The following is a 21,954-nucleotide window of genomic DNA, read 5'->3' as shown; positions in this document are numbered from 1 at the left end:
GTGCCTTGCATTTCAATTACGTCTTCTTTCGCCATATTGAGCGTATAACCTCAGTTGTATTCTTTAAAGCTGCAGATTTTGCCGAAATCCAGTGCATATGTAAAGTGATCATTAGCATTTCACCTTAATTTTTAATTTCTAATTGCCAAACATTGTTATTCAGTTTTTGGTAGGGTTTAAATTTAGTTTTGTAATTCATTTTACGACATGCATCAATTTGGTAGCCAAGGTACAAAAATCGTTTATTGAGTTGAATGGCAAGTTCAATTTGCTTTAAAATCATCATAGTGCCCAAACTATAATGTTCATATTCTGGATCAAAAAAAGTATAAACAGCTGATAAAGATTCAAAAAGCGTATCAGTTACCGCAACTGCAATGAGTTGATCTTGATGCCAGAGCTCTAGATAATTAATGTTTAACCAACTACAAGTCAAAAAACTTTCATATTGTTCAAGTGTTGGCGGAAACATTGCCCCATCATGATGTCGCAGGTGAATATACTTTTCATATAAAGTGTAATAAGTATTTTTACTATGCTCACTGATTTTTACATCAAATTCTTTGCCTTTGTTCAGGATCCGTCTTTGTGATTTACTAGGGCAAAACTTAGAAACTTCTAAGCGAATGGCTTTACAAGCCGAACAACTTGGGCAGTGAGGGCGGTAAATTTGATCACTCGAACGCCGAAATCCCAAGGCTAATAAATATTCGAACTTTTGCTGTGTATAAAAATCATGATCCAGAACCACCAATAGTCGCTCTTGTTCGTTATCTATATAACTGCAAGGGAATTGTTGGCTGATCCCAAGTTTTACGGGCATATGCTCAGTCATAAACTTCCAATAGTTGTTGGCTTTGCCACATAGAAACATTAATTTCTTTTTGCTTACTTTCTTTAAGTTTAGCTAAAAATTCTTTTCTTGAAATTGTTGTGACGCCTAAAGACGTTAAATGAAGATTTTCGAGTTGGCAATCAATCAATGAAACGCCATTATTTTTTAAATGGTTGTGCAATGCCCAAAAAGCAAGTTTGGAACAATTACTTTCAAAGTGAAACATCGATTCACCACAAAAGACGTGATTAACCATTATGCCATACAGCCCACCAACTAATTCTTGATGACAATTATAAACTTCAATACTGTGTGCAAAGCCTGCTTTATGCAGAGCGATATAAGCAGATTTCATTTCATTGGTGATCCAGGTGCCTTCCTGATCTTCCCGTTGCTTTATACAGTTATGAATGACTTGGCTAAAATTATTGTTAACGCTTACAGAGTACTTATTTTGTCTTGCTAATTTACGAAGGCTTCGGCTGATATTTATTTCACCAATATTTAGTACAGCTCGGCTACTCGGGCTCCACCACATTATAGGCTCACCTTGATTAAACCAAGGGAAAATACCGTTTTTATAAGCTGAAATTAAACGTGACAATGATAAGTCACCACCAATTGCGAGCAGGCCATCTGGTTCGCTTAATGCGAAATCCGCTGGGGGAAAGTCTGTAGATATAGGATCGAGTATTGTGAGTTGTGCTGTCATAAAAAAGGCTGCGTTAATTGCAGCCTTGAGTTTAACGAATTTTACTTCAGATTGTCTAGGTAGCGCTCGGCATCAAGTGCTGCCATACAACCGGTACCCGCAGAGGTAATTGCTTGACGATAGATATGATCGCTAACATCACCTGCTGCGAAAACACCCTTAACGCTGGTTTGTGTAGCGTTGCCATTTAAACCAGACTCAACTACTAGATAGCCATCTTTCATTTCAAGCTGGCCTTCAAACATGCTGGTGTTTGGTGAGTGACCGATAGCGATGAATACACCTGAAACATCTAGCTCATTGGTGCTTTCGTCTGTAGTAGATTTAGTACGTAAACCAGTTACACCCATATCATCACCAAGTACTTCATCAAGTGTTTGGTTTAAGTGCAGGGTAATATTACCGTTTTCAACTTTGTCCATTAAACGATCTGTTAAGATCTTTTCACTGCGGAAAGTATCACGGCGGTGAACTAAATGAACTTCAGATGCAATGTTTGAAAGATAAAGTGCTTCTTCAACAGCCGTGTTACCACCACCAACAACTGCAACTTTTTGATTGCGGTAGAAGAATCCATCACATGTCGCACATGCTGAAACACCGCGGCCTTTGAACGCTTCTTCAGAATCTAGACCTAAGTAACGGGCAGAAGCACCTGTTGCAATGATAAGGGCATCACAAGTATAAGTGCCTGAATCTCCTGTAAGTGTAAATGGACGATTATTTACATCTACGGTATGAATATGGTCAAAAATGATTTCCGTTTCGAAACGCTCCGCATGCTCTTTCATGCGCTCCATTAATGCTGGGCCTGTTAAGCCGTGTGCGTCACCAGGCCAGTTCTCAACTTCTGTAGTTGTAGTCAGCTGACCACCTTGTTGCATACCTGTAATTAAAACAGGGTTTAAGTTAGCTCGCGCTGCGTAAACTGCGGCTGTATAACCTGCAGGGCCCGAACCTAAAATAAGTAATTTACTGTGTTTGCTTGCGCTCATCGCATTTCCTAATTAATACTGCTATTGCTAATTAATGCGGTTGATTCTATTGAAAACAAGGCAGATGTAAATTTTTTTAAGGAATTTGATATTACCAAGTTTAACGAAGCGTCAATTTTACGTAACACCCGTTGTAAATTTAGCCACTTAGCAAAACTTTCTCTCAAAAATTGTGCGTTTAATCTAATAATTTGTTATGTTGACGCTTTTACAAAAGAATAATGCTATAGGATAACAGCGTGCGTTTGGATTTTTGGCAAAAAGAGCCAAGCTTTAAACTTGAAAGTGAGCAAATCTCCATTTTGCTTGATGCGGCTTCTTATCGAGCACAATTACTATCATTAATTAAGGCTGCTCAAAAGCGTATTATTATTACAGCGCTGTATTTACAAGACGATGAAGCAGGGCGTGAAATTTTATCTGCACTGCACGAGGCATCCAATGGAAAGCCAAATTTACGTGTTGATATCTTAGTTGATTATCATCGTGCACAACGTGGTCTTATTGGTGAAGCCACAAGTGAAGGTAATGCAGCACTTTATTTAAAAGAACATCAAACACATCAAAATAATGTTCGGGTGTTTGGTGTGCCAGTAAAAGGCAAAGAAGTGTTTGGTGTATTACACCTTAAAGGCATGGTAATTGATGATACCGTTTTATATAGCGGTGCAAGCCTTAATAATGTTTACTTACAATACCAAGACCGTTATCGTCTTGACCGTTACTTCACTATTCATAATAATGCCTTAGCAAATGCATTTACCCAGTTTATAGATGATGAATTAATCGCATCTAAAGCGGTTATTCGCCTTGATCAGCGTCCAATCAAAAAATTAGCTGAGTGTAAATCAGACCACAAAGCATTAATGAAGTCGCTAAAACGAGCAAAATATCCAAGCAATAACACATCACAATTAGGTGACATAGATAGCTTCTTATTTTTAGGTTTTGGTCGACGTGGCAATATGCTTAACCGCGCGATAAAAAATCTATTTGAATTAGGCGAAAAAGAATTAGTACTTTATACCCCGTACTTTAATTTCCCAGCGCCACTTTTGAGAGTATTAAGAAAGAAGTTAAAGCAAGGCTTAAAAGTAACTATCGTTGTTGGTGATAAAACAGCTAATGATTTTTATATCTCGCCTGATAAGCCGTTTAGTAAAATAGGCGCATTACCTTACCTTTACGAAACAATTTTAGCTAAATTTTTGAAATTAAATGACAAGTATGTGCAAGCGGGTTTACTCAATGTACATTTGTGGCGACACGAAACAAACTCATTTCATTTAAAAGGGATTAGTGTCGATAATCGTTATCAAATGATGACCGGCCATAATTTAAACCCACGAGCGTGGGGTTTGGATATCGAAAATGGTATTTTATTTGATGATAGCCAAGGGCTATTAACCGAGCAACTTGAGCAAGAAAAACAACAAATCTTAACCCATTGTACTAAGTTAAATAGTTATAAAGAATTAGAAACAATGAGTGATTACCCTGAGCCTGTGGCAAAGTTATTAGGCCAAGCAAAGCGTGTGAAAGTTGATTTTATTATCAAACGTTTTATTTAATTTTTAATTGGTTATTTTAGAAATGAATAAAAGCAGCTTACGCTGCTTTTATTCATTTCTGTAGCTTAATTAGCTGTTTAAAGCGTCTACAGGTGATACGTATTCCATACCAAAGCCTTCAGCAACTTCTTTACACGTTACTTTGCCTTTGAATACATTTAAGCCATTCATGAAGTGTGAGTCTTCAAGTAATGCCGCTTTGTAGCCTTTGTTAGCAAGCTTGATGATGTATGGTAATGTTGCATTGTTAAGTGCAAATGTAGAAGTACGTGGAACCGCACCTGGCATGTTAGCTACACAGTAGTGAACAACGTCATCAACGATGAAAGTAGGTTCAGCGTGCGTTGTTGCTTTAGATGTTTCAATACAACCACCTTGGTCGATTGCCACGTCAACAATTGCAGAGCCAGGCTTCATACGTTTGATGTGGTCAGCTGTAACAAGCTTTGGTGCCGCTGCACCAGGAATTAGAACACCACCAATTACAAGGTCTGCTTCTAAAACGTGCTTTTCAAGTGCATCCGCAGTTGAGTAAACAGCTTTAACACGGTTACCAAACTGTGCATCAACACGACGTAAAACATCAACGTTACGGTCAAGAACAACAACGTCAGCGCCCATGCCTACAGCCATTTGAGCAGCGTTGTTACCAACCATACCGGCACCAATAACAACAACTTTCGCAGGCTCAACACCTGGAACGCCACCTAGAAGCATACCGCGACCTGCGTTTGATTTCTCAAGCGCTTGTGCACCTGCTTGAATTGACATACGGCCAGCAACTTCTGACATTGGTGCAAGAAGTGGTAAACCACCACGCGCATCTGTTACTGTTTCGTAAGCAATACAAATTGCCTTAGACTTAATAAGATCTTCAGTTTGCGGAAGATCTGGTGCTAAGTGTAAGTAAGTGAATAGAATTTGGTCTTCACGTAACATTGCACGTTCAACTGCTTGCGGCTCTTTCACCTTAACAATCATGTCTGCTTTTGCGAAAACTTCTTCAGCAGTATTTAGGATTTCTGCACCTGCTGCCTCATAGTCTTCATTTGTGAAGCCAATACCAATACCTGCGTTTGCTTCAACAAATACACTGTGACCGTGGTTAACTAACTCACGAACACTTGCCGGAACCATACCTACACGATATTCGTGGTTTTTAATTTCTTTAGGTACACCGATAATCATAAATTCACCTTACTTTGAACTGTGGTATTAGATAACACTATTATATCTAGGTTAAATTAGTTGATGTAACTTTATTTTATTGAAATGGTGGAGTAACTAACTGTACAATTTAAATTAAAAGTATAAAAAACTAATTTGGTTAAGCTAGTGTTAGATCGTATTGATAAGAAGATAATAGTCGAATTACAAAAAGATGGCAGAATTTCAAATGTCGAGTTAGCAAGACGTATCGGTTTAAGTGCAACACCCTGTTTAGAGCGTGTTAAAAAGCTTGAAAGGGAAGGGTACATCAAAGGCTATAAAGCGATAATTGATCCTAAAAAAATTGGTGCGGCTCTGTTGGTTTACGTTGAAATAACGCTTACCAAAACATCTCCTGATGTATTCGAAGATTTTAGCAAAGCAGTAAAAACACACGATGAAATCTTGGAATGTCATTTAGTATCCGGTAATTTTGATTTTTTACTTAAAACTCGTGTAGCAGATATGACTGCATATCGTGACTTATTAGGGGATATTCTACTGCGTTTACCTGCGGTTTCAGAAAGTCGTACTTATGTAGTGATGGAAGAGGTTAAAAGTGACGATGTTTCGCTTCTAAAAGTAGCCCCATAGTAATAGAATAACCAAGCTATTTATTTTTTGTGTTTTCATTTAACCAACCACAGTGCAAATAGCGGGAAGTAAAGAATAATAAAAAGGGGAGTTGTAATGCGCCTGAACGGTGTTCAAAGATTATTAGAAGCAGGCCTTATTTTAACAACTGCACTTGCAGCGTTTGTTTTAGTTGCTTTATTAACATTTGACCCTGTTGACCCTTCTTGGTCGCAGACAGGTGATTATATTAAAGTTAAAAACCTGACTGGCACGGCAGGTGCTTGGACGGCAGATTTACTTTATTTTAGCTTTGGTTGGTTAGCACTGATAGCGCCTGTCATTATTCAAGGCATTGGTTATTTACTTTTCAAAAAAACACATCAAGTCTTTAAGCTCGATTATTTAACCCTTTCACTGCGTGTTGTTGGTTTAGTTCTATTTGTTATTTCATCCACTGCAATTAGCAGTATTAATTTTGACGACTTCTATGAGTTTTCATCAGGTGGTGTGATTGGTGATGTTTTTGCTAATGCAATGCTGCCTACGTTTAATTTTACTGGTACAAGTATCATTTTACTGTGTTTCTTCTTTTCAAGTTTAACGTTATTGACAGGGGTATCTTGGGTCCAATTTGTTGACCAAATAGGGCGTTTTGCAATGAACGGCTTTGTCTCGTTTAAATCGTTGCTACAAAGAATTAAAACCAAAGAAGCATCAATGCCAACAAGCAAATCGCTTTCTAATGAATCAGCTCAACAAACACCAAAGCAAGTGAGTTATCATGTAGATGAATTACCTGAAATAAAAAGTACGCTTGAGCAAGAAATCACTGAACTAACTAACTCATTTGAACCAAGTCGTGAGATTGAACCTACATTTGGGGAAATGCCTGTAGATTCAGATTTAGTGGCTGATGAGCCAATTGATACATCAAAAGAGGCTAACCAAACGCACCCAGCATTGGCTGAGTTTGATGAAATGATAAGTGATGACCTTAGCTTTTCAGCACTTGATGATATTCCGTTTGACGACGATAAAGAACTAACATCAAACACTCCTGTTTCAGAGGATTATTTAAGTACGCTCGAACCACAAGCGAATGCTGAGCCACAAAATCTAACTTCACCACAGAATACTTCTGCTCCAATAACAGAAGTGCCACAAGAAACGCGTAAATCGACGTACGTAAAACCAAAATCGGCAAAAGAGCAATTTGAAGAATTATTAGAAGCAGCGCCGCCGGCACATCCAATGCCAACGTTAGATCTATTAGACAGACCTGACAAAAAAGAAAATCCAATCACAAAGGAAGAGCTTGAAGCAGTATCGCGTTTGGTTGAAGCGAAACTACTAGATTTCGGTGTTCAAGCGCAAGTAGTGGGTGTGTACCCAGGGCCTGTTGTTACGCGTTTTGAGCTAGATTTAGCACCAGGTATTAAAGTTGCAAAAATTAGCGGCTTAGCAAAAGACTTAGCACGCTCTCTTTCAGCTATCAGTGTTCGAGTTGTTGAAGTTATTCCTGGAAAAACGTATGTAGGTATTGAGCTGCCAAACCAACACCGTGAAGTAGTGCGTTTATCAGAAGTTATTGGGGCGAAGAAGTTCTCTGATAACCCTTCAGACTTAGCCATGGTGCTTGGTAAAGATATCGCGGGCGTACCAGTTGTTGCCGACCTTGCAAAAATGCCCCATTTACTGGTTGCAGGTACCACAGGTTCAGGTAAATCTGTTGGTGTAAACGTGATGATTTTATCATTGTTATTTAAGTCAACACCTGATGATGTTCGCATGATCATGATTGACCCTAAAATGCTTGAACTTTCAGTGTATGAAGGCATTCCACACTTACTTTGCGAAGTTGTGACTGATATGAAAGAAGCAGCCAATGCACTTCGTTGGTGTGTTGGTGAAATGGAGCGTCGCTACAAGTTAATGTCAGCATTAGGCGTAAGAAACTTAAAGGGCTATAACCAAAAAGTGCTTGATGCTATTGAAGCGGGCGATCCGATTCGCGATCCACTTTGGAAAGATACCGATGGCATGGAAACAGAAGCCCCTGAGTTAGGTAAACTGCCAGCTATCGTGGTAGTAATTGATGAATTTGCTGACATGATGATGATTGTTGGTAAAAAAGTAGAAGAATTAATTGCACGTATTGCACAAAAGGCACGTGCTGCGGGTATTCATTTAGTACTAGCAACTCAGCGTCCGTCAGTAGATGTAATTACGGGTTTGATTAAAGCGAATATTCCAACTCGAATGGCGTTTCAAGTATCAAGTAAAATTGATTCTCGTACGATTTTGGACCAACAAGGTGCAGAGCATTTATTAGGTATGGGTGACATGCTTTACTTACCGCCAGGCACTAGCGTGCCAATTCGTGTGCATGGTGCCTTTGTTGACGATCATGAAGTGCATGCGGTAGTAAATGATTGGAAAGCACGTGGCAAACCAAATTATGTCGACGAAATACTGAACGGAGAAGCAGTTGAAGATGTCTTACTGCCAGGTGAGACAGCAGAAAGCGATGAAGAAGCTGATCCACTATACGATGAAGCCGTAGCGTTTGTAATCGAAAGCCGTCGTGCGTCTGTTTCAAGTGTGCAACGTAAATTACGTGTTGGTTATAACCGCGCAGCACGCTTAGTAGAGCAGATGGAAATGTCAGGCATTGTATCAGCGCCTGGTCATAACGGTACGCGAGAAGTAATAGTCCCGAATAATGCAGGATAATATGATTAAAAAATTACCTTATGTTTTCGCTTTTGGTTTTGCGTGTTGTACGCTAAATACAAATGCGGCAACAGAAAGCTTAAATGAAGCTCAGCAAGCCACTAATAAAACGGCGTTTGAACTTACTGAAGCACAAACTGATTTAAAAACCCGTTTAACGCTACTTGAAAATCTGCAAGCGGATTTCAGCCAAAAAGTATTTGATAATACCGGTGCTGAGATTATGCAAGGTGCAGGTGTTTTAAAAATAAATCGACCTGAAAAACTCTATTGGAAACAAACTTCACCGGATGAAACATTGCTGGTGTCTGACGGTACTAAAACGTTTTATTACGATGAATTTGCAGAGCAAGTCACTATTTTAAATAGCAAGCAATTGATAGATAACACCCCCTTTGCTTTGCTTACATCTAGCGATGACAATTTATGGCATAACTACTCGGTTAATAATGCAGAAAATGTGTTTGTGATAACGCCAAACACCGATGGGCAAAGTCAAGTTGAACGCCTAGAATTGACGTTTTCAGATGACTTACTTACGTCAATGAAAGTATTCGACAATACTGGGCAGACGTCTGTTTATGTTTTCTCTAAACAACAACTAAACCAGCCAATTGACGATTCATTTTTTAAATTTACTATTCCAGCTGACGTATTAGTGGACGATCAAAGCCAAGGTGAGTAATTTAAGTTTTTCATTTGCACCGGATATACGGCCTCTTGCAGCGCGCATGCGGCCAAATACCTTAGCGCAATATATTGGCCAAAAGCATTTATTGCATGAAGGCTCTCCACTTTATAATGCGATTTTGGCAGGTCGCTGTCACAGCCTTATTTTATGGGGGCCACCGGGCGTTGGCAAAACTACACTTGCAGAGGTGATTGCCCATCATGCAGATGCACATGTGATCCGTCTTTCTGCTGTCACTTCGGGCGTAAAAGAAATTCGCGAAAGTGTTGCAAATGCAAAAGATCATTTAGCAATGCAAGGTCAGCGTACACTGTTATTTATAGACGAAGTACATCGTTTTAATAAATCGCAGCAAGATGCATTCTTACCACACATTGAAGATGGTACTTTTATTTTTATTGGTGCCACAACTGAGAATCCCTCGTTTTCGTTAAATAATGCAATTTTATCACGCGCACGTGTATATCAACTAAAAGCACTTGAACAACAGGACTTAATTCAGGCAATTCACAGTGCACTTAAAAACGACGAACAGTTACAGCAAAAACATATAGAAATCGATGATGCAGCGATTGAAAAGTTGGCACTTGCAGGGGATGGTGATGCTAGGCGCACGCTTAACTTACTTGAGCAAGCCATTGATATGGCCGATCAACAAAATGATAAATACAGTGTAACCGATGACGTACTTGCGCAAGTATTGCCTGCACATATTGCAAAATATGATAAGGGCGGCGATTTATACTACGATTTAATTTCAGCATTTCATAAGTCGGTACGAGGCTCTAGCCCTGATGGTGCACTTTATTGGCTTTGCCGTATTTTGGCAGGTGGCGGTGACCCGCTATACGTTGGTAGACGACTACTAGCCATTGCCACCGAAGATATTGGTAATGCCGATCCGCGAGCAATGCAAGTTGCCTTAAATGCATGGGATATTTATCACCGTGTAGGTCCTTCAGAAGGCGAGCGCGCGCTCGCGCAAGCAGCTATTTACCTTGCCTGTGCGCCAAAAAGTAACGCAGTCTACACAGCGTTTAAACAAGCCAAACAAGACATTGCTAATGAACCGAGTTTTGAAGTACCACATCATCTTCGTAATGCGCCAACCAATCTCATGAAGGATTTGGGCTACGGTGCAGAATATCGTTACGCCCATGACGAACCAGGTGCCTATGCGGCTGGTGAAAAATATTTACCCGAAGAAATAGCCGATAGAAAATATTACTCGCCAACAGAGCGCGGTTTAGAACAAAAAATTAAAGCTAAACTCGATTTTTTACTAGAGCAAGACTCGCTGTCTTCAAGGAAACGTTATGACAGGGATTAAACTTTATATTTATGTTGCAATGGGCGGTGCAACAGGCGCCTGTTTGAGGTATTTTATTAGCGAATCAATGATAAAACTTTTAGGAAAGGGATTCCCTTTTGCAACCCTGACAGTTAATATTCTCGGTTCATTAATGTTAGGCGTGTTATACGGCCTATTAGAAAAAGAATTAATTGTTGTTAATCCTGCCAAATCGCTTATTGGCATTGGCTTTTTAGGGGCATTAACAACATTTTCAACTTTCTCGTTGGACACACTTTTGTTGTTACAACAAGGACAATGGTTGAAAGCAACGCTCAATGTATTTTTAAATGTAATTGGTTGTGTTTTTGTTGCCTATTTAGGTATGCAGTTAGCAATGCAAAAAGGTTAAAAAAGAATGTTAGACCCACGATTTTTACGTCAAGATATCGAAGAAGCCGCAGAGCGCCTAAAAGGCCGTGGTTTTGAATTAAATGTAGCTGAAATTCAAGCGCTTGAAGAAAAGCGTAAGGCACTACAAGTTAAAACACAAGAATTACAAAATGAGCGTAACACACGTTCCAAAGCAATCGGTCAAGCAAAAGCGAAAGGCGAAGACATTGAGCCGTTATTAGCCGCTGTTGGTTCATTAGGTGATGAATTAGACGCTGCTAAAAAAGAACAAGACGAAATTCTTGCTGAGTTAAATGCCATTGCTGCAACCATTCCAAACTTACCAGACCCAGAGGTGCCATTTGGCAACGATGAAAACGATAACGTTGAAGTTGTTAAATGGGGCGAGCCAAAACAATATGATTTTGAAGTAAAAGATCACGTTGATTTAGGCGAAGGCCTAGCAAAAGGGTTAGATTTTGAAGCAGGTGTTAAGCTCTCTGGCGCACGCTTTACTGTAATGCGTGGCAAAGTAGCACGTATGCACCGTGCGCTTGTGCAATTTATGCTTGATACGCACACAGATACAAACGGTTATACTGAAATGTATGTACCGTACTTAGTAAATAAAGACAGCTTATATGGCACAGGTCAGTTACCAAAATTTGCTGAAGATCTTTTCCACACTGAAGCAATCAGCGAACATAACGATGGTTTTAGCCTAATTCCTACAGCTGAAGTACCGCTAACGAATCTTGGTCGTGATGTTATTTTTGATGAAGCTGAATTACCATTAAAAATGACTGCGCATACGCCGTGTTTCCGTAGTGAAGCAGGTAGTTATGGCCGTGACACACGAGGTCTAATTCGTCAGCACCAGTTTGATAAAGTTGAATTAGTACAGCTAGTTAAACCTGAAGATTCAATGCAAGCGCTAGAAGAGCTAACTAACCATGCTGAAGGTATTCTTCAAGCACTTGAATTGCCTTACCGTAAAGTAATTTTATGTACAGGCGATATGGGCTTTGGTGCAAGCAAAACATACGACTTAGAAGTATGGTTACCAGCGCAAGATACGTACCGTGAAATTTCAAGCTGTTCAAACATGCAAGATTTCCAAGCACGCCGTATGCAAGCACGTTTCCGTCGTCAAGGTGAGAAAAAGCCTGAGTTACTGCACACACTAAATGGTTCAGGTTTAGCAGTTGGTCGTACACTCGTAGCAATTCTAGAGAATTACCAGCAAGCTGATGGCTCGGTAGTGGTTCCAGAAGTACTTCGTCCATACATGGGCGGCTTAGAAGTTATTACTGCATAACAGTTAATAATATTAAAAACCGGCGATATGCCGGTTTTTTTTATGCCTGTGGAATACGAATTGTCTATTGATTGTGTTGCGATAACGACACATATTGGAAATGTTTTATGTGTCGAAAGTGAGACACTTTTTATTGTGCTGCATCGTCTTTAAAAGTAAAGTTATTGAAATATTAGGTTTTTATTTTTGGCGCGAAAATTGTAATACCTAAAGCATAAACCTTATAGGAATACGCTTTATGGATATAAAAATTGATAACCGCCCTAAAAAGCTAAAAAAGAGATTATTCTATCTAGTTGGATCTTGCTTATTACTTAGCTCTGTTATGCTGGTGCGAAATTACACTCAAAATGCCTCTAATTTAGTTAAACGAGACGAAATCTTGGTCGCAAAAGTTAAACAGGGCGATTTTGCGATAGATGTAAAAGGGCTGGGCAGTCTAGCACTTGAAAAACGTCATTTGATAACGACAAATGCAGGCGGCAAGGTTGTTGAAGTGTTGGTTAAACCGGGTGAATATGTTGAACGAGGCGACATTATTGCGCGTTTAGACAACCCGCAAATCAAAGAGACACTCATTCAAAAAAATAGCCTTTTACTTAAAATGGTTGCGCAACACAAAGCGGAGTTGGCACAGCAAAAAGCATATCTTCAAGAAGCTGAAACCGCCTACCATGATGCCGACCTTGCGCACAAAGCCAATACAATGGAGTGGCAAGCGCAGGCAACCTTAATCGCACAAGGTAATAGCACCATTTCGAAACTTGAACATCAGCGCAGCGAATTTACTGTAAAGCGCGGTTTAAAGCAACTTGCGTTACAAAAAGCGAAAGTGGCGACGCAAAAAGAAATACTCGCTGCAAAACAAAATGCGCAACAAGCAGAGCAACAAAGCTTAATGTCTGAAATTAGTTTGCTTAGCCAACATATTTCTCAGTTAGATGTGATATCACCAATTACTGGGCAAATTCAAGATGTGTTTGTTGAGCTCGGCACACAGCTGGCAAGCACAGGCTCAGTTGCTGAAGTAGCGGATCAAACCAAACTGATTGCCAAAATAAATGTAGCAGAACTCGATGCACCCAACGTTAAAGTAGGCCAGCAGGCTACAATCGATACCTATACTTCTCGTTTAGATGCAAAAGTCACTCGCGTATCGCCAAAAGTGAACAACGGCCATGTCGAAGTTGAGCTTTCATTAATTGATGCAATTCCGTCAGAAGCGCGCGATAAACTCAATATTGAAGGCATTATTAACACTAGCTTTAAAACACACACACTATTTGTTGCACTACCGCGTAACGCCATTGCCGAAAGCACAAACAATGTATTTGTGTTGGAAAAGCATCTTGCAACCAAACAAGCGGTAACATTTGGTAAACGCTCTGTGAATTATATTGAGGTTGTAACAGGGCTAACAATCGACCAAGAAATTATTATTTCAGATATGGAAAAATACACCAACGACACGCAAGTGCTTGTACGCTAGAAGGAAATTAAAATGAACCCAGTTATCACTTTAAAAAACATAGAAAAATTATTTAAAACCGATGAAATTGCAACGCAAGCACTTAATGGCATTAATCTAGTGGTTAACCAAGGGGAATTTGTGGCGATCACAGGGCCTTCTGGTTGTGGAAAGTCGACGTTACTTTCTGTGTTAGGGCTGATTGATGAGCCAACAGCAGGCGACTACAGCATTAGCTGCAAACAAGCGGTTAATTTAAGTTCTGATCAACGCGCGCATATTCGCGCTAATCATATTGGTTTTATCTTTCAGGCATTTAACCTGATAAGTGACTTAAATGTACTCGAAAATGTGATGTTGCCACTGACGTATATTGGTGGTTTCTCTGAGCAAGAGATGATAGAAAAAGCGCGTAAGGCGTTAATGTTAGTTGACCTAGAAAATCGCATTAATCACTTTCCTTCACAGTTATCAGGCGGTCAGCAGCAACGTGTTGCAGTTGCCCGTGCACTCATTAACGAACCTGATTTAATCTTAGCGGATGAACCTACAGGTAACTTAGATTCAAAAAATGCGCAACAAGTGCTGCAGTTACTAAAAGATTTACACCTTTCAGGTAAAACAATTTGTATGGTAACCCACGATGTAGAGTCTACGCATTATGCCAGTCGTACGTTGCACATGTTAGACGGTGCAATTGTGCGTGATAAACAGAAAACCTCTGTTACTAATACTTCAGTGGCTTTAGAGGTATAAGCTATGGGGCTGTTATTAGACTTTCGCTATGCGCTGCGCAATATTGTTAAATCACTGCGTTTTTCACTGTTAATGATCTTTATTATGGTAGGTAGCTTAACCATTTCATTGATAGGGTTTAACTTTATTCACACCATCGCGTTTTCGCACTCAAGTTTTAATCACAACAAAGAAGACATTCGGATCTTAAAGGTATGGAATTCGTTAACATCGCAACGAGAATTTACTTATTCGATGTTAGATAGCTTTAAACAACTGGATGAGGTCAATGCGCTTGATAGCTGGATCACCATTAAGCGCAGCAGTTTATGGTTAAGCACGCAACATTATGGTAAGCATTTTCGAGCGTCCTATGTTGACCCATCATTTTTTAAGTTTTTAGGACAAGAACCTGTGCTTGGACGAGGCTTTAAGAACGTCGATTACAGCAATAATGCGCCCAATGTGGTAGTGATTTCACATATCGTATGGCAGCAACTATTTCAGGGTGATACCGCTATTCTCGGTAAACAGTTAAACGTGGCAGGTAAGCCGCATACTATTGTTGGCGTAATGGAAAAGCGTAATCATTTTCCGATTTTTTCAAAGATTTGGTTGCCTCTAAAGCAAGCGAATATGAAGCCTGATGATGGTATCGATATTCTTTATAAGCTGCCAAGCACTGAATTTGAACGCACCTTCGAAACGCAAATCTCTCATTATTTCTACAATGCAATTAAAGATCAGGTAAGTGACAGTGATAAACAAACCGGGCAGGGTGTGCGTATTGAATCACTCACCTTGGTTGAACTCAATACTGATGGCGAAGCCGTATTCGTATTCAGTTTGTTTGTGTTTGGTATTGTGATTGTACTGTTTATTTCAGGGGTGAATATTGGCAACTTACTGTTTGCGAAAATTATGGAAAAGCAAAAGGAGTCTGCTATTCGCGCTGCAATCGGGGCAACACAAAAGCGCGTGATCCAGCAGCATGTCACAGAAGGTTTAATATATTGCATCGTTAGTTGGGTATTTACCTTGATCTTTACGTCGTTAGGACTGGAAATACTGAATTTTTACATGAATGTAATGTTTGGCGGAAAAATGCCGTATTGGTGGTATTGGCATTTAAATATGCAAACAGTTTTAGTCTCGCTTTTACTATTAGCCATTATTTTTACATTTGCCGTGTTACTACCGGCATATAAATCGGCAAAGTTTAATATTAACAATGTACTGCGCGATGGTACACGAGGCGCAACGGGTAAAGAAACCACACTGATGTCTCGTCGTTTACTATGCGTGCAAGTATCATTGGTGAGTTTTTTGCTAATGATTGCAAGTACCGTTGGCTATGTGATGTATTCAATTGCCACGAATATCGATGGCGAGCTCAGTAAAGGCGTTTACTCAGTTTATCTAGATTTTGATAATAATGATGAGCTAACCAACGACGAGCAATTAACGCTAATAAATACGTTAGCGGCGGGACTTTCAAAACAAGGCAATATTATTGACGCGGTAGTGTTTGATTCGCATATACACGCTGACGTATTGTACCCAAATGGTGATGTTTATAATGAGAAGTTTATCAGTATTAGTGCAGAGTCACATTTGTTTGAACGTGAGTTGTTAACTGGGCGAAATTTTAATAGCAATGACAACAGTGAATCAAAACCAGTAGTAATCATTAGTAAGTCACTTGCTAACGCTTTGTTTGGTAATAAAAATGTGCTCGGGTCACAGCTAATGTTGCAAGACGCGATGTGGCCAAGTGTTGAGATTGTCGGCGTTGCAAAAGATGAAATCAGCGGAGTATCAGGTGACTCGAGCCATGAGCTTTACTTTAGTTTACGCCAAACTCATTTTATGGATGACAGTGTTAACATTCGATTACTAACCGATAACACGGCAAATGAAGCGTTAGAGGACTTCTATCGCGTTAAGATGCAGTTATCTCATGATTTAACGATGTATTACATGTTCGATCATTACGATAACTATACATCCATGATCAATTCATTTGCAGCGATTATTTATGTATTTTTAATGGTAGGTGGTTTCGCTCTATCGCTATCGCTAATCGGTATTTATGCAATGGGAATTAGTAATATCAATAAATCCCGTTATGAGATTGGTATTCGCCGCGCGATTGGTGCTAAAGATAGTCAAATTATGCTGTTATTTATTAAAAAGAACATTACGCATATTTTGTACGGTATTGGTACGTCGTTGTTAGTGTTTGGCATTCTATGTTATCTTGCAGAAAGCTTTTTAAGAGGAAATGTGCCAATTAACATTATGTTAGAGGCGGGTGCAATGACTGTAGTTGTGGTACTTGCAGCGGTTTGTCTCGCATTATATGTACCAGTACGGCACGTTATTAAACAGCAGCCTGCAACAAGTTTAAGAATGGATTAAGGTTTCTTGAAAACAATTTTAGTTGTTGACGACTCGCTTGATATTCAAGCGAGTCTTAAGTTTTTTTTAGAAGACGAAGGGTATCTTTGTCACGGAGTGCTGTCACCTGATACAGCGCTTGATTATGTTACCAAAAACAATGTCGATTTAGTGCTGCTCGATATGAATTTTAGCCAAAATACCACTAGTGGCGCTGAGGGTTTAACTGCAATTGAAGCACTGAAAGAATTAGACCCACTGTTGCCTGTGATTGTCATGACGGGCTGGGCAACGCTTGATTTGGCTGTAAAAGCGTTAACCACGGGCGCTGCCGATTTTATCGAAAAACCGTGGCAAGATGAACGCTTAGCTCATGCTATAAAATTTCAGCTAAACGCCCGTCGGGACAAACAAGCACTAGCACGTTTAACCCAAGAAAAACTACGTACAACAGTAAACCAATCAGCTTTACACGCATATAGCCCGCAAAAGCAACAAGTTTTGAGCCAACTTGAAAATCTTGCGAAGAGTGATATGAATATACTGCTCACGGGCGAAAATGGCACTGGTAAAAGCTATTACGCGCAGTATATACATCAACATTCTAAGCGCTCAGGGGCAAGTTTTATCGCACTCAATATGGGGGCTTTGAACGATGAATTGTTTAACTCTGAAATGTTTGGCCATAAAAAAGGGGCGTTTACTGACGCAAATAAGGATCGTTTAGGCGCGTTTACACTAGCAGAAAATGGCACCTTGTTTTTAGATGAAATCGCTAATTTATCGAAGAAATCACAAGCTAAATTGTTACATGTGCTTGAAGAGCGTATATACACAGCCCTTGGTAGCAGCAAGGTGTTAGAGAATACAGCACGAATTATCTCTGCTACCAATGCAAACTTGGAAAATGCAATTGCGGATGGCGATTTTCGTCAAGATTTGTATTATCGCTTAAACACAGTTGAAATTGAAATCCCTCCGTTAAGATCTTGTAAAGAGGATATTTTACCGTTATCAAACCAGTTTTTAACATCATTTTGTAAGCAATACGATAAGCCTGCTTTTTCACTAACACAGTGCGCCGAACAGTCGCTACTTAACTATGCTTTCCCGGGTAATGTCAGGGAGCTGAAACATATTATTGAGCGCGTTATATTTATGGTTAATGGACAGCAAATAACTGCTCAAGATTTAATGTTAACTTCTACAACAAGCAATCATAAATCAAATGTACATCACACAGTTGATATGACGCTCAGTATCGATGAAGTGATTGAACAAGCGTTGCTGTCACGACTTGAATACTTCAATGGCAATGCATCAAAAGCTGCCAAAAGTTTAGGTATGTCGCGTAGTGCTTGGTATCGAAAAATGACAAAATACGATGCAATTTAAGATTTTATTTTCAGGGCGATGGTTAACGAGCCTACTTTTGTTGGCGCTAGTGAATGGAATTTTAATCACACATAATTATCCAGTATCGCTTATTTTACTTATTGATTTTATTATTACTCTTTGGTTTTTTATAGAAACATACCGCGATAGAGTCGCGCAACAAAACACCATTAACCTTATTGATACTTTATTAATTTCCTTACGACAAGGTGATTATTCAATTAGAGCCAATGAAGCACAAGATAGTACTCTAAGTACAACTGTTTCTCATCTAAATGCACTTGCAACAACAATGCAAAACGACCAAAGATTACTTGCAGAGCAACAAGACTTATTAAAACAAATTATTGAAAAGGTCGATTTTGCTCTGATGGTATTTAATCAGTCACAGTGTATTTATGAAAATGATTACGCAAAAAATACCTTTAACAATGAGGTACTAAATAGTCGCTGGCAGTGGTATCAAGGTTTATTAGATAAGAGCCAAAATGGTCGTGTTAATCTCTCTATAAATGATAAACAACATACATTTTTGATTGAGCATTCGATTTGTTATATGGGCGCTGAACCTTTTACTTTGTTAGTGTTAAAGCAGCTCGATTCTATTTTGTACCAACAAGAAAAAGATGCATTACAAAAATTCGTACGTATCTTGAGTCACGAGATTAATAATACACTGGCGCCAATAGGTACAGTAGCGCGCAGCCTAAATAAACGGCTCTCGAATGAAATTGATGTTGATAGTTTCGCTACAGGATTAACGCTTATTAATGAACGAGCTAACTACTTAAAAGCGTTTATGGATAATTATGTGTCGCTTGCTAAATTACCTTCAGCTAATAAATCAGTCGAAAGCTGTGGTGATTTATGTAATGAAATAGCCGAAATTTACCCGGTAATTAGCATTTTATGTGAAGAAAACCTTTATGGTTATTTTGATGTTAGCCAAATAAAACAAGTATTGTGTCATCTTATTAATAATGCACTTGAAGCTCAATTACCATCACCTGATATCGAGTTTACAATTTTTGAAAAGCATGAAAAGCTTATCTTTTGTGTGTCAGATAATGGTCCTGGGTTTTCAAATTTAGCAGATGCTACTACTGCTTTTTATACAACTAAACAAAGAGGTAATGGTATTGGTTTAATGTTATCGCGCATAATTGTCGAAAACCATGAAGGGCAATTAGAGCTTAAAAACCAAGCGAGTGGCGGGGCATTAGTGACATTTTCATTAGAACGGATAACTGAAAAATCGGTGTAGTGATGTAAAGGAATCAAGGCTATTTTTAGCCCAATAGTAAGATTTAAAGTAGGTCTGACATAATAAGAGAAAAACAAAAAAGCCGTCATAAGACGGCTTTTTCTATTAAATGGCGATTAACCATTTACATGATTTAGTAAAACTTCAACAGCTTTGTCTAAATCAATCAGTTCTTTCTCGCCTGTAATGCGGTTTTTGTACTCAACTTGATTATTGTCTAGGTTACGTTCGCCGATAACAAGCGTATGTGGTACACCAACAAGCTCCATATCGTTAAACATTACACCAGGGCGCTCTTTACGGTCATCAAATAGCACATCAATGCCAGCCGCTTGCAGATCTGCATATAGCTTTTCTGCAATCTCAGGAATGCGATGCGATTTGTGCATGTTCATTGGCACAATTGCAAGCTCAAACGGGGCAAGCGCAGTTGGCCATTTGATACCGTATTGGTCGTGGTTTTGTTCAATTGCAGCTGCAACGATACGTGATACACCAATACCATAACAACCCATGGTCATAATTTGGTTTTTACCGCTTTCAGCCAGTACACCTGCTTTCATTGCTTCAGAGTACTTAGTACCTAATTGGAAAATATGACCAACTTCAATACCGCGTTTGATGTTTAGAACACCTTTACCACATGGGCTTGCGTCGCCTTCAACAACATTACGAATATCTTCAACAACATAGTTTGTTACGTCGCGGTCAAAGTTAATGCCGCTGTAGTGAACACCATCTTCGTTCGCACCAGCAACAAAATCAGCCATTACAGCCGCTGAACGGTCGACAATAATTGGCATATTTAGACCAACAGGACCTAGCGAACCAGGTTTTGCACCTATTGCCTTAACAATGTCTTCTTCAGTTGCAAATTCAAGCGGTGAGTCAACAAGTGCAAGCTTTTCAGCTTTAAGTTCATTTAGTTCATGATCGCCACGAACAACTAAGGCTACTAAGCCACGCTCTTCGTTTTCATTAGGTGCACCATAAGCAATTAATGTTTTAACACCGCGGTGTGGTTTAACACCGTGCTGCTCTTTTAACTCTTCAATCGTTTTTGCGTTTGGCGTTTCGAAACGGTTTAGTTCTTTAGATGGCGCAGGGCGTTCAATACTTGGTGCAACCGCTTCCGCTTTTTCTATGTTTGCTGCGTAATCTGACTCAGAACTAAATGCAATAGCATCTTCTCCTGATTCAGCAAGTACGTGGAATTCATGCGAAACAGAACCACCAATTGAACCGGTATCAGCAATTACTGGGCGGTAATCTAAACCTAAACGCTCAAATACATTACAGTATGCTTGGTGCATTTTTTTGTAAGTCTCGTTTAGACACTCTTCACTTAAGTGGAAAGAATACGCATCTTTCATGGTGAATTCGCGTGCACGCATTACACCAAAACGAGGACGCACTTCATCACGTACCTTAGTTTGAATTTGGTATAAGTTTATTGGCAATTGCTTATAGCTGCTGATTTCTTTACGAACAAATTCAGTTATTACTTCTTCGTGCGTTGGACCTAACGCAAAAGGGCGGTTATGGCGGTCATTAATACGTAATAACTCAGGGCCAAATTGCTCCCAACGACCAGACTCTTGCCATAGGTCGGCAGGCTGGATAATGGGCATTAACATTTCAATTGCACCAGCATTGTTCATTTCTTCACGAACAATGTTTTCTACTTTACGTAGTACTTTTAAACCACTTGGTAACCAAGTGTATAATCCTGATGCTAGTTTGCGGATCATACCCGCGCGTAACATAAGCTGATGGCTGATAATTTCAGCATCAGATGGCGTTTCTTTTAACGTCGCTAAAATATATTGACTGGTACGCATTTGCTTTCCGAAATGTTAAATCTGTTTTTATAAGTTAAGGCACCAAGTTTATCAGTGTCTTGGCAATTTCAAAAGCCTAACGATAGAGGCTTTTATGTATTTTTAATAATTTCTAATACACTTACTTGGCTTTCTAGCACTTGCCATTTGATATTCAGATCAAACAGGCTCATGCCATATTCTTGAATGCCTGCTTTTGTTTTTTTATAGGCTGGGCGTGGGTCTTGTTTTAATACTTTCTCGATAAAGCTTTGTAACTCCGGGTAAAGTACCGAATTATTTAAGCAAAACGCAGTAGCTTCATCGCTAAACTCAACTAAAAGCGGAGTTTCAGGTCGCGTATCAGCGAAACCTGCGGTAGCGCTTGGCAAACTATCCGAGTAAGGCAAATAAGGCTTAATATCTAAGATTGGCGTACCATCAAGTAAGTCAACGCCTGAAAGCTCAAGCCAAAGTTGACCATTTTCATAATGAACAGCTTCAAGTTTAACTGCGCTCATGCCAATACCATTTGGTCTAAAGGTGGC

Annotated in this window: 18 protein-coding genes; 12 read left to right on the top strand and 6 right to left on the bottom strand. The window is 39.4% G+C overall.

Going from position 1 to position 21,954, the window contains the following annotated elements:
- Positions 1 to 124: 124 nt before the first annotated feature.
- From ABYD77_RS10370 to trxB, 3 genes are read right to left on the bottom strand one after another with little or no spacing between them, the layout of a single operon-like run.
- Entirely contained in the window at positions 125 to 835 is a 711-nt protein-coding gene (locus ABYD77_RS10370) for an arginyltransferase (RefSeq protein ID WP_372769574.1), read from the bottom strand.
- Entirely contained in the window at positions 828 to 1,547 is a 720-nt protein-coding gene (gene aat / locus ABYD77_RS10365; RefSeq protein ID WP_372769572.1) for a leucyl/phenylalanyl-tRNA--protein transferase, read from the bottom strand. Before aat ends, ABYD77_RS10370 begins: the two co-directional genes overlap by 8 nt.
- Positions 1,548 to 1,588: 41 nt before the next feature.
- Positions 1,589 to 2,542 (bottom strand): thioredoxin-disulfide reductase, encoded by a 954-nt coding sequence (trxB, locus tag ABYD77_RS10360; RefSeq protein ID WP_372769570.1) that lies wholly within the window; start codon positions 2,540 to 2,542, stop codon positions 1,589 to 1,591.
- A gap of 245 nt (positions 2,543 to 2,787) precedes the next feature.
- On the opposite strand from trxB, the gene pssA reads away from it, so the two are divergent.
- Complete coding sequence (pssA, locus tag ABYD77_RS10355; RefSeq protein WP_372769575.1) at positions 2,788 to 4,113, top strand: CDP-diacylglycerol--serine O-phosphatidyltransferase; 1,326 nt, start codon at positions 2,788 to 2,790, stop codon at positions 4,111 to 4,113.
- A gap of 69 nt (positions 4,114 to 4,182) precedes the next feature.
- On the opposite strand, the gene ald is transcribed toward pssA, so the two are convergent.
- Positions 4,183 to 5,301, bottom strand: coding sequence for an alanine dehydrogenase (ald, locus tag ABYD77_RS10350; protein WP_372769568.1), 1,119 nt, complete (start codon positions 5,299 to 5,301; stop codon positions 4,183 to 4,185).
- A 147-nt stretch (positions 5,302 to 5,448) separates the two neighbouring features.
- Here ald and lrp point away from each other — a divergent pair, with 147 nt between their 5' ends.
- From lrp to ABYD77_RS10295, 11 genes are all read left to right on the top strand, one after another.
- Complete coding sequence (gene lrp, locus ABYD77_RS10345) at positions 5,449 to 5,916, top strand: leucine-responsive transcriptional regulator Lrp (RefSeq protein WP_372769566.1); 468 nt, start codon at positions 5,449 to 5,451, stop codon at positions 5,914 to 5,916.
- Positions 5,917 to 6,012: 96 nt separating this feature from the next.
- Positions 6,013 to 8,631: a DNA translocase FtsK gene (locus ABYD77_RS10340; protein WP_372769564.1), complete on the top strand. Its 2,619-nt coding sequence runs from the start codon at positions 6,013 to 6,015 to the stop codon at positions 8,629 to 8,631.
- A gap of 1 nt (position 8,632) precedes the next feature.
- Positions 8,633 to 9,316: an outer membrane lipoprotein chaperone LolA gene (gene lolA / locus ABYD77_RS10335; RefSeq protein ID WP_372769562.1), complete on the top strand. Its 684-nt coding sequence runs from the start codon at positions 8,633 to 8,635 to the stop codon at positions 9,314 to 9,316.
- On the top strand, positions 9,309 to 10,652 hold the full coding sequence (locus tag ABYD77_RS10330) for a replication-associated recombination protein A (RefSeq protein ID WP_372769560.1): 1,344 nt from the start codon (positions 9,309 to 9,311) through the stop codon (positions 10,650 to 10,652). Before lolA ends, ABYD77_RS10330 begins: the two co-directional genes overlap by 8 nt.
- Positions 10,639 to 11,025 (top strand): fluoride efflux transporter CrcB, encoded by a 387-nt coding sequence (gene crcB, locus ABYD77_RS10325; RefSeq protein WP_372769558.1) that lies wholly within the window; start codon positions 10,639 to 10,641, stop codon positions 11,023 to 11,025. Before ABYD77_RS10330 ends, crcB begins: the two co-directional genes overlap by 14 nt.
- A gap of 6 nt (positions 11,026 to 11,031) precedes the next feature.
- On the top strand, positions 11,032 to 12,324 hold the full coding sequence (gene serS, locus ABYD77_RS10320; protein WP_372769556.1) for a serine--tRNA ligase: 1,293 nt from the start codon (positions 11,032 to 11,034) through the stop codon (positions 12,322 to 12,324).
- 238 nt (positions 12,325 to 12,562) lie between these two features.
- Positions 12,563 to 13,813 (top strand): efflux RND transporter periplasmic adaptor subunit, encoded by a 1,251-nt coding sequence (locus ABYD77_RS10315; protein ID WP_372769554.1) that lies wholly within the window; start codon positions 12,563 to 12,565, stop codon positions 13,811 to 13,813.
- 12 nt (positions 13,814 to 13,825) lie between these two features.
- Complete coding sequence (locus tag ABYD77_RS10310; protein ID WP_372769552.1) at positions 13,826 to 14,548, top strand: ABC transporter ATP-binding protein; 723 nt, start codon at positions 13,826 to 13,828, stop codon at positions 14,546 to 14,548.
- Between the two features lie 3 nt (positions 14,549 to 14,551).
- Positions 14,552 to 16,948, top strand: a complete 2,397-nt coding sequence (locus tag ABYD77_RS10305; RefSeq protein WP_372769550.1) for an ABC transporter permease — start codon at positions 14,552 to 14,554, stop codon at positions 16,946 to 16,948.
- A gap of 6 nt (positions 16,949 to 16,954) precedes the next feature.
- Positions 16,955 to 18,322, top strand: coding sequence for a sigma-54-dependent transcriptional regulator (locus ABYD77_RS10300; protein WP_372769548.1), 1,368 nt, complete (start codon positions 16,955 to 16,957; stop codon positions 18,320 to 18,322).
- A 49-nt stretch (positions 18,323 to 18,371) separates the two neighbouring features.
- Positions 18,372 to 19,586: a PAS domain-containing sensor histidine kinase gene (locus tag ABYD77_RS10295; RefSeq protein WP_372769546.1), complete on the top strand. Its 1,215-nt coding sequence runs from the start codon at positions 18,372 to 18,374 to the stop codon at positions 19,584 to 19,586.
- Between the two features lie 116 nt (positions 19,587 to 19,702).
- Here ABYD77_RS10295 and ABYD77_RS10290 read toward each other — a convergent pair whose 3' ends face one another.
- Positions 19,703 to 21,427, bottom strand: a complete 1,725-nt coding sequence (locus ABYD77_RS10290) for a proline--tRNA ligase (RefSeq protein WP_372769544.1) — start codon at positions 21,425 to 21,427, stop codon at positions 19,703 to 19,705.
- A gap of 92 nt (positions 21,428 to 21,519) precedes the next feature.
- Positions 21,520 to 21,954: TrmO family methyltransferase (locus tag ABYD77_RS10285; RefSeq protein WP_372769542.1), on the bottom strand; the 435-nt coding region annotated here is incomplete at its 5' end.

This window comes from Pseudoalteromonas sp., from assembly GCF_041629635.1.
Classification (GTDB): Bacteria; Pseudomonadota; Gammaproteobacteria; order Enterobacterales; family Alteromonadaceae; genus Pseudoalteromonas.
The sequence above is the reverse complement of the archived record's forward strand: the minus strand, read 5'-3'. Positions and strand labels throughout refer to the sequence as shown.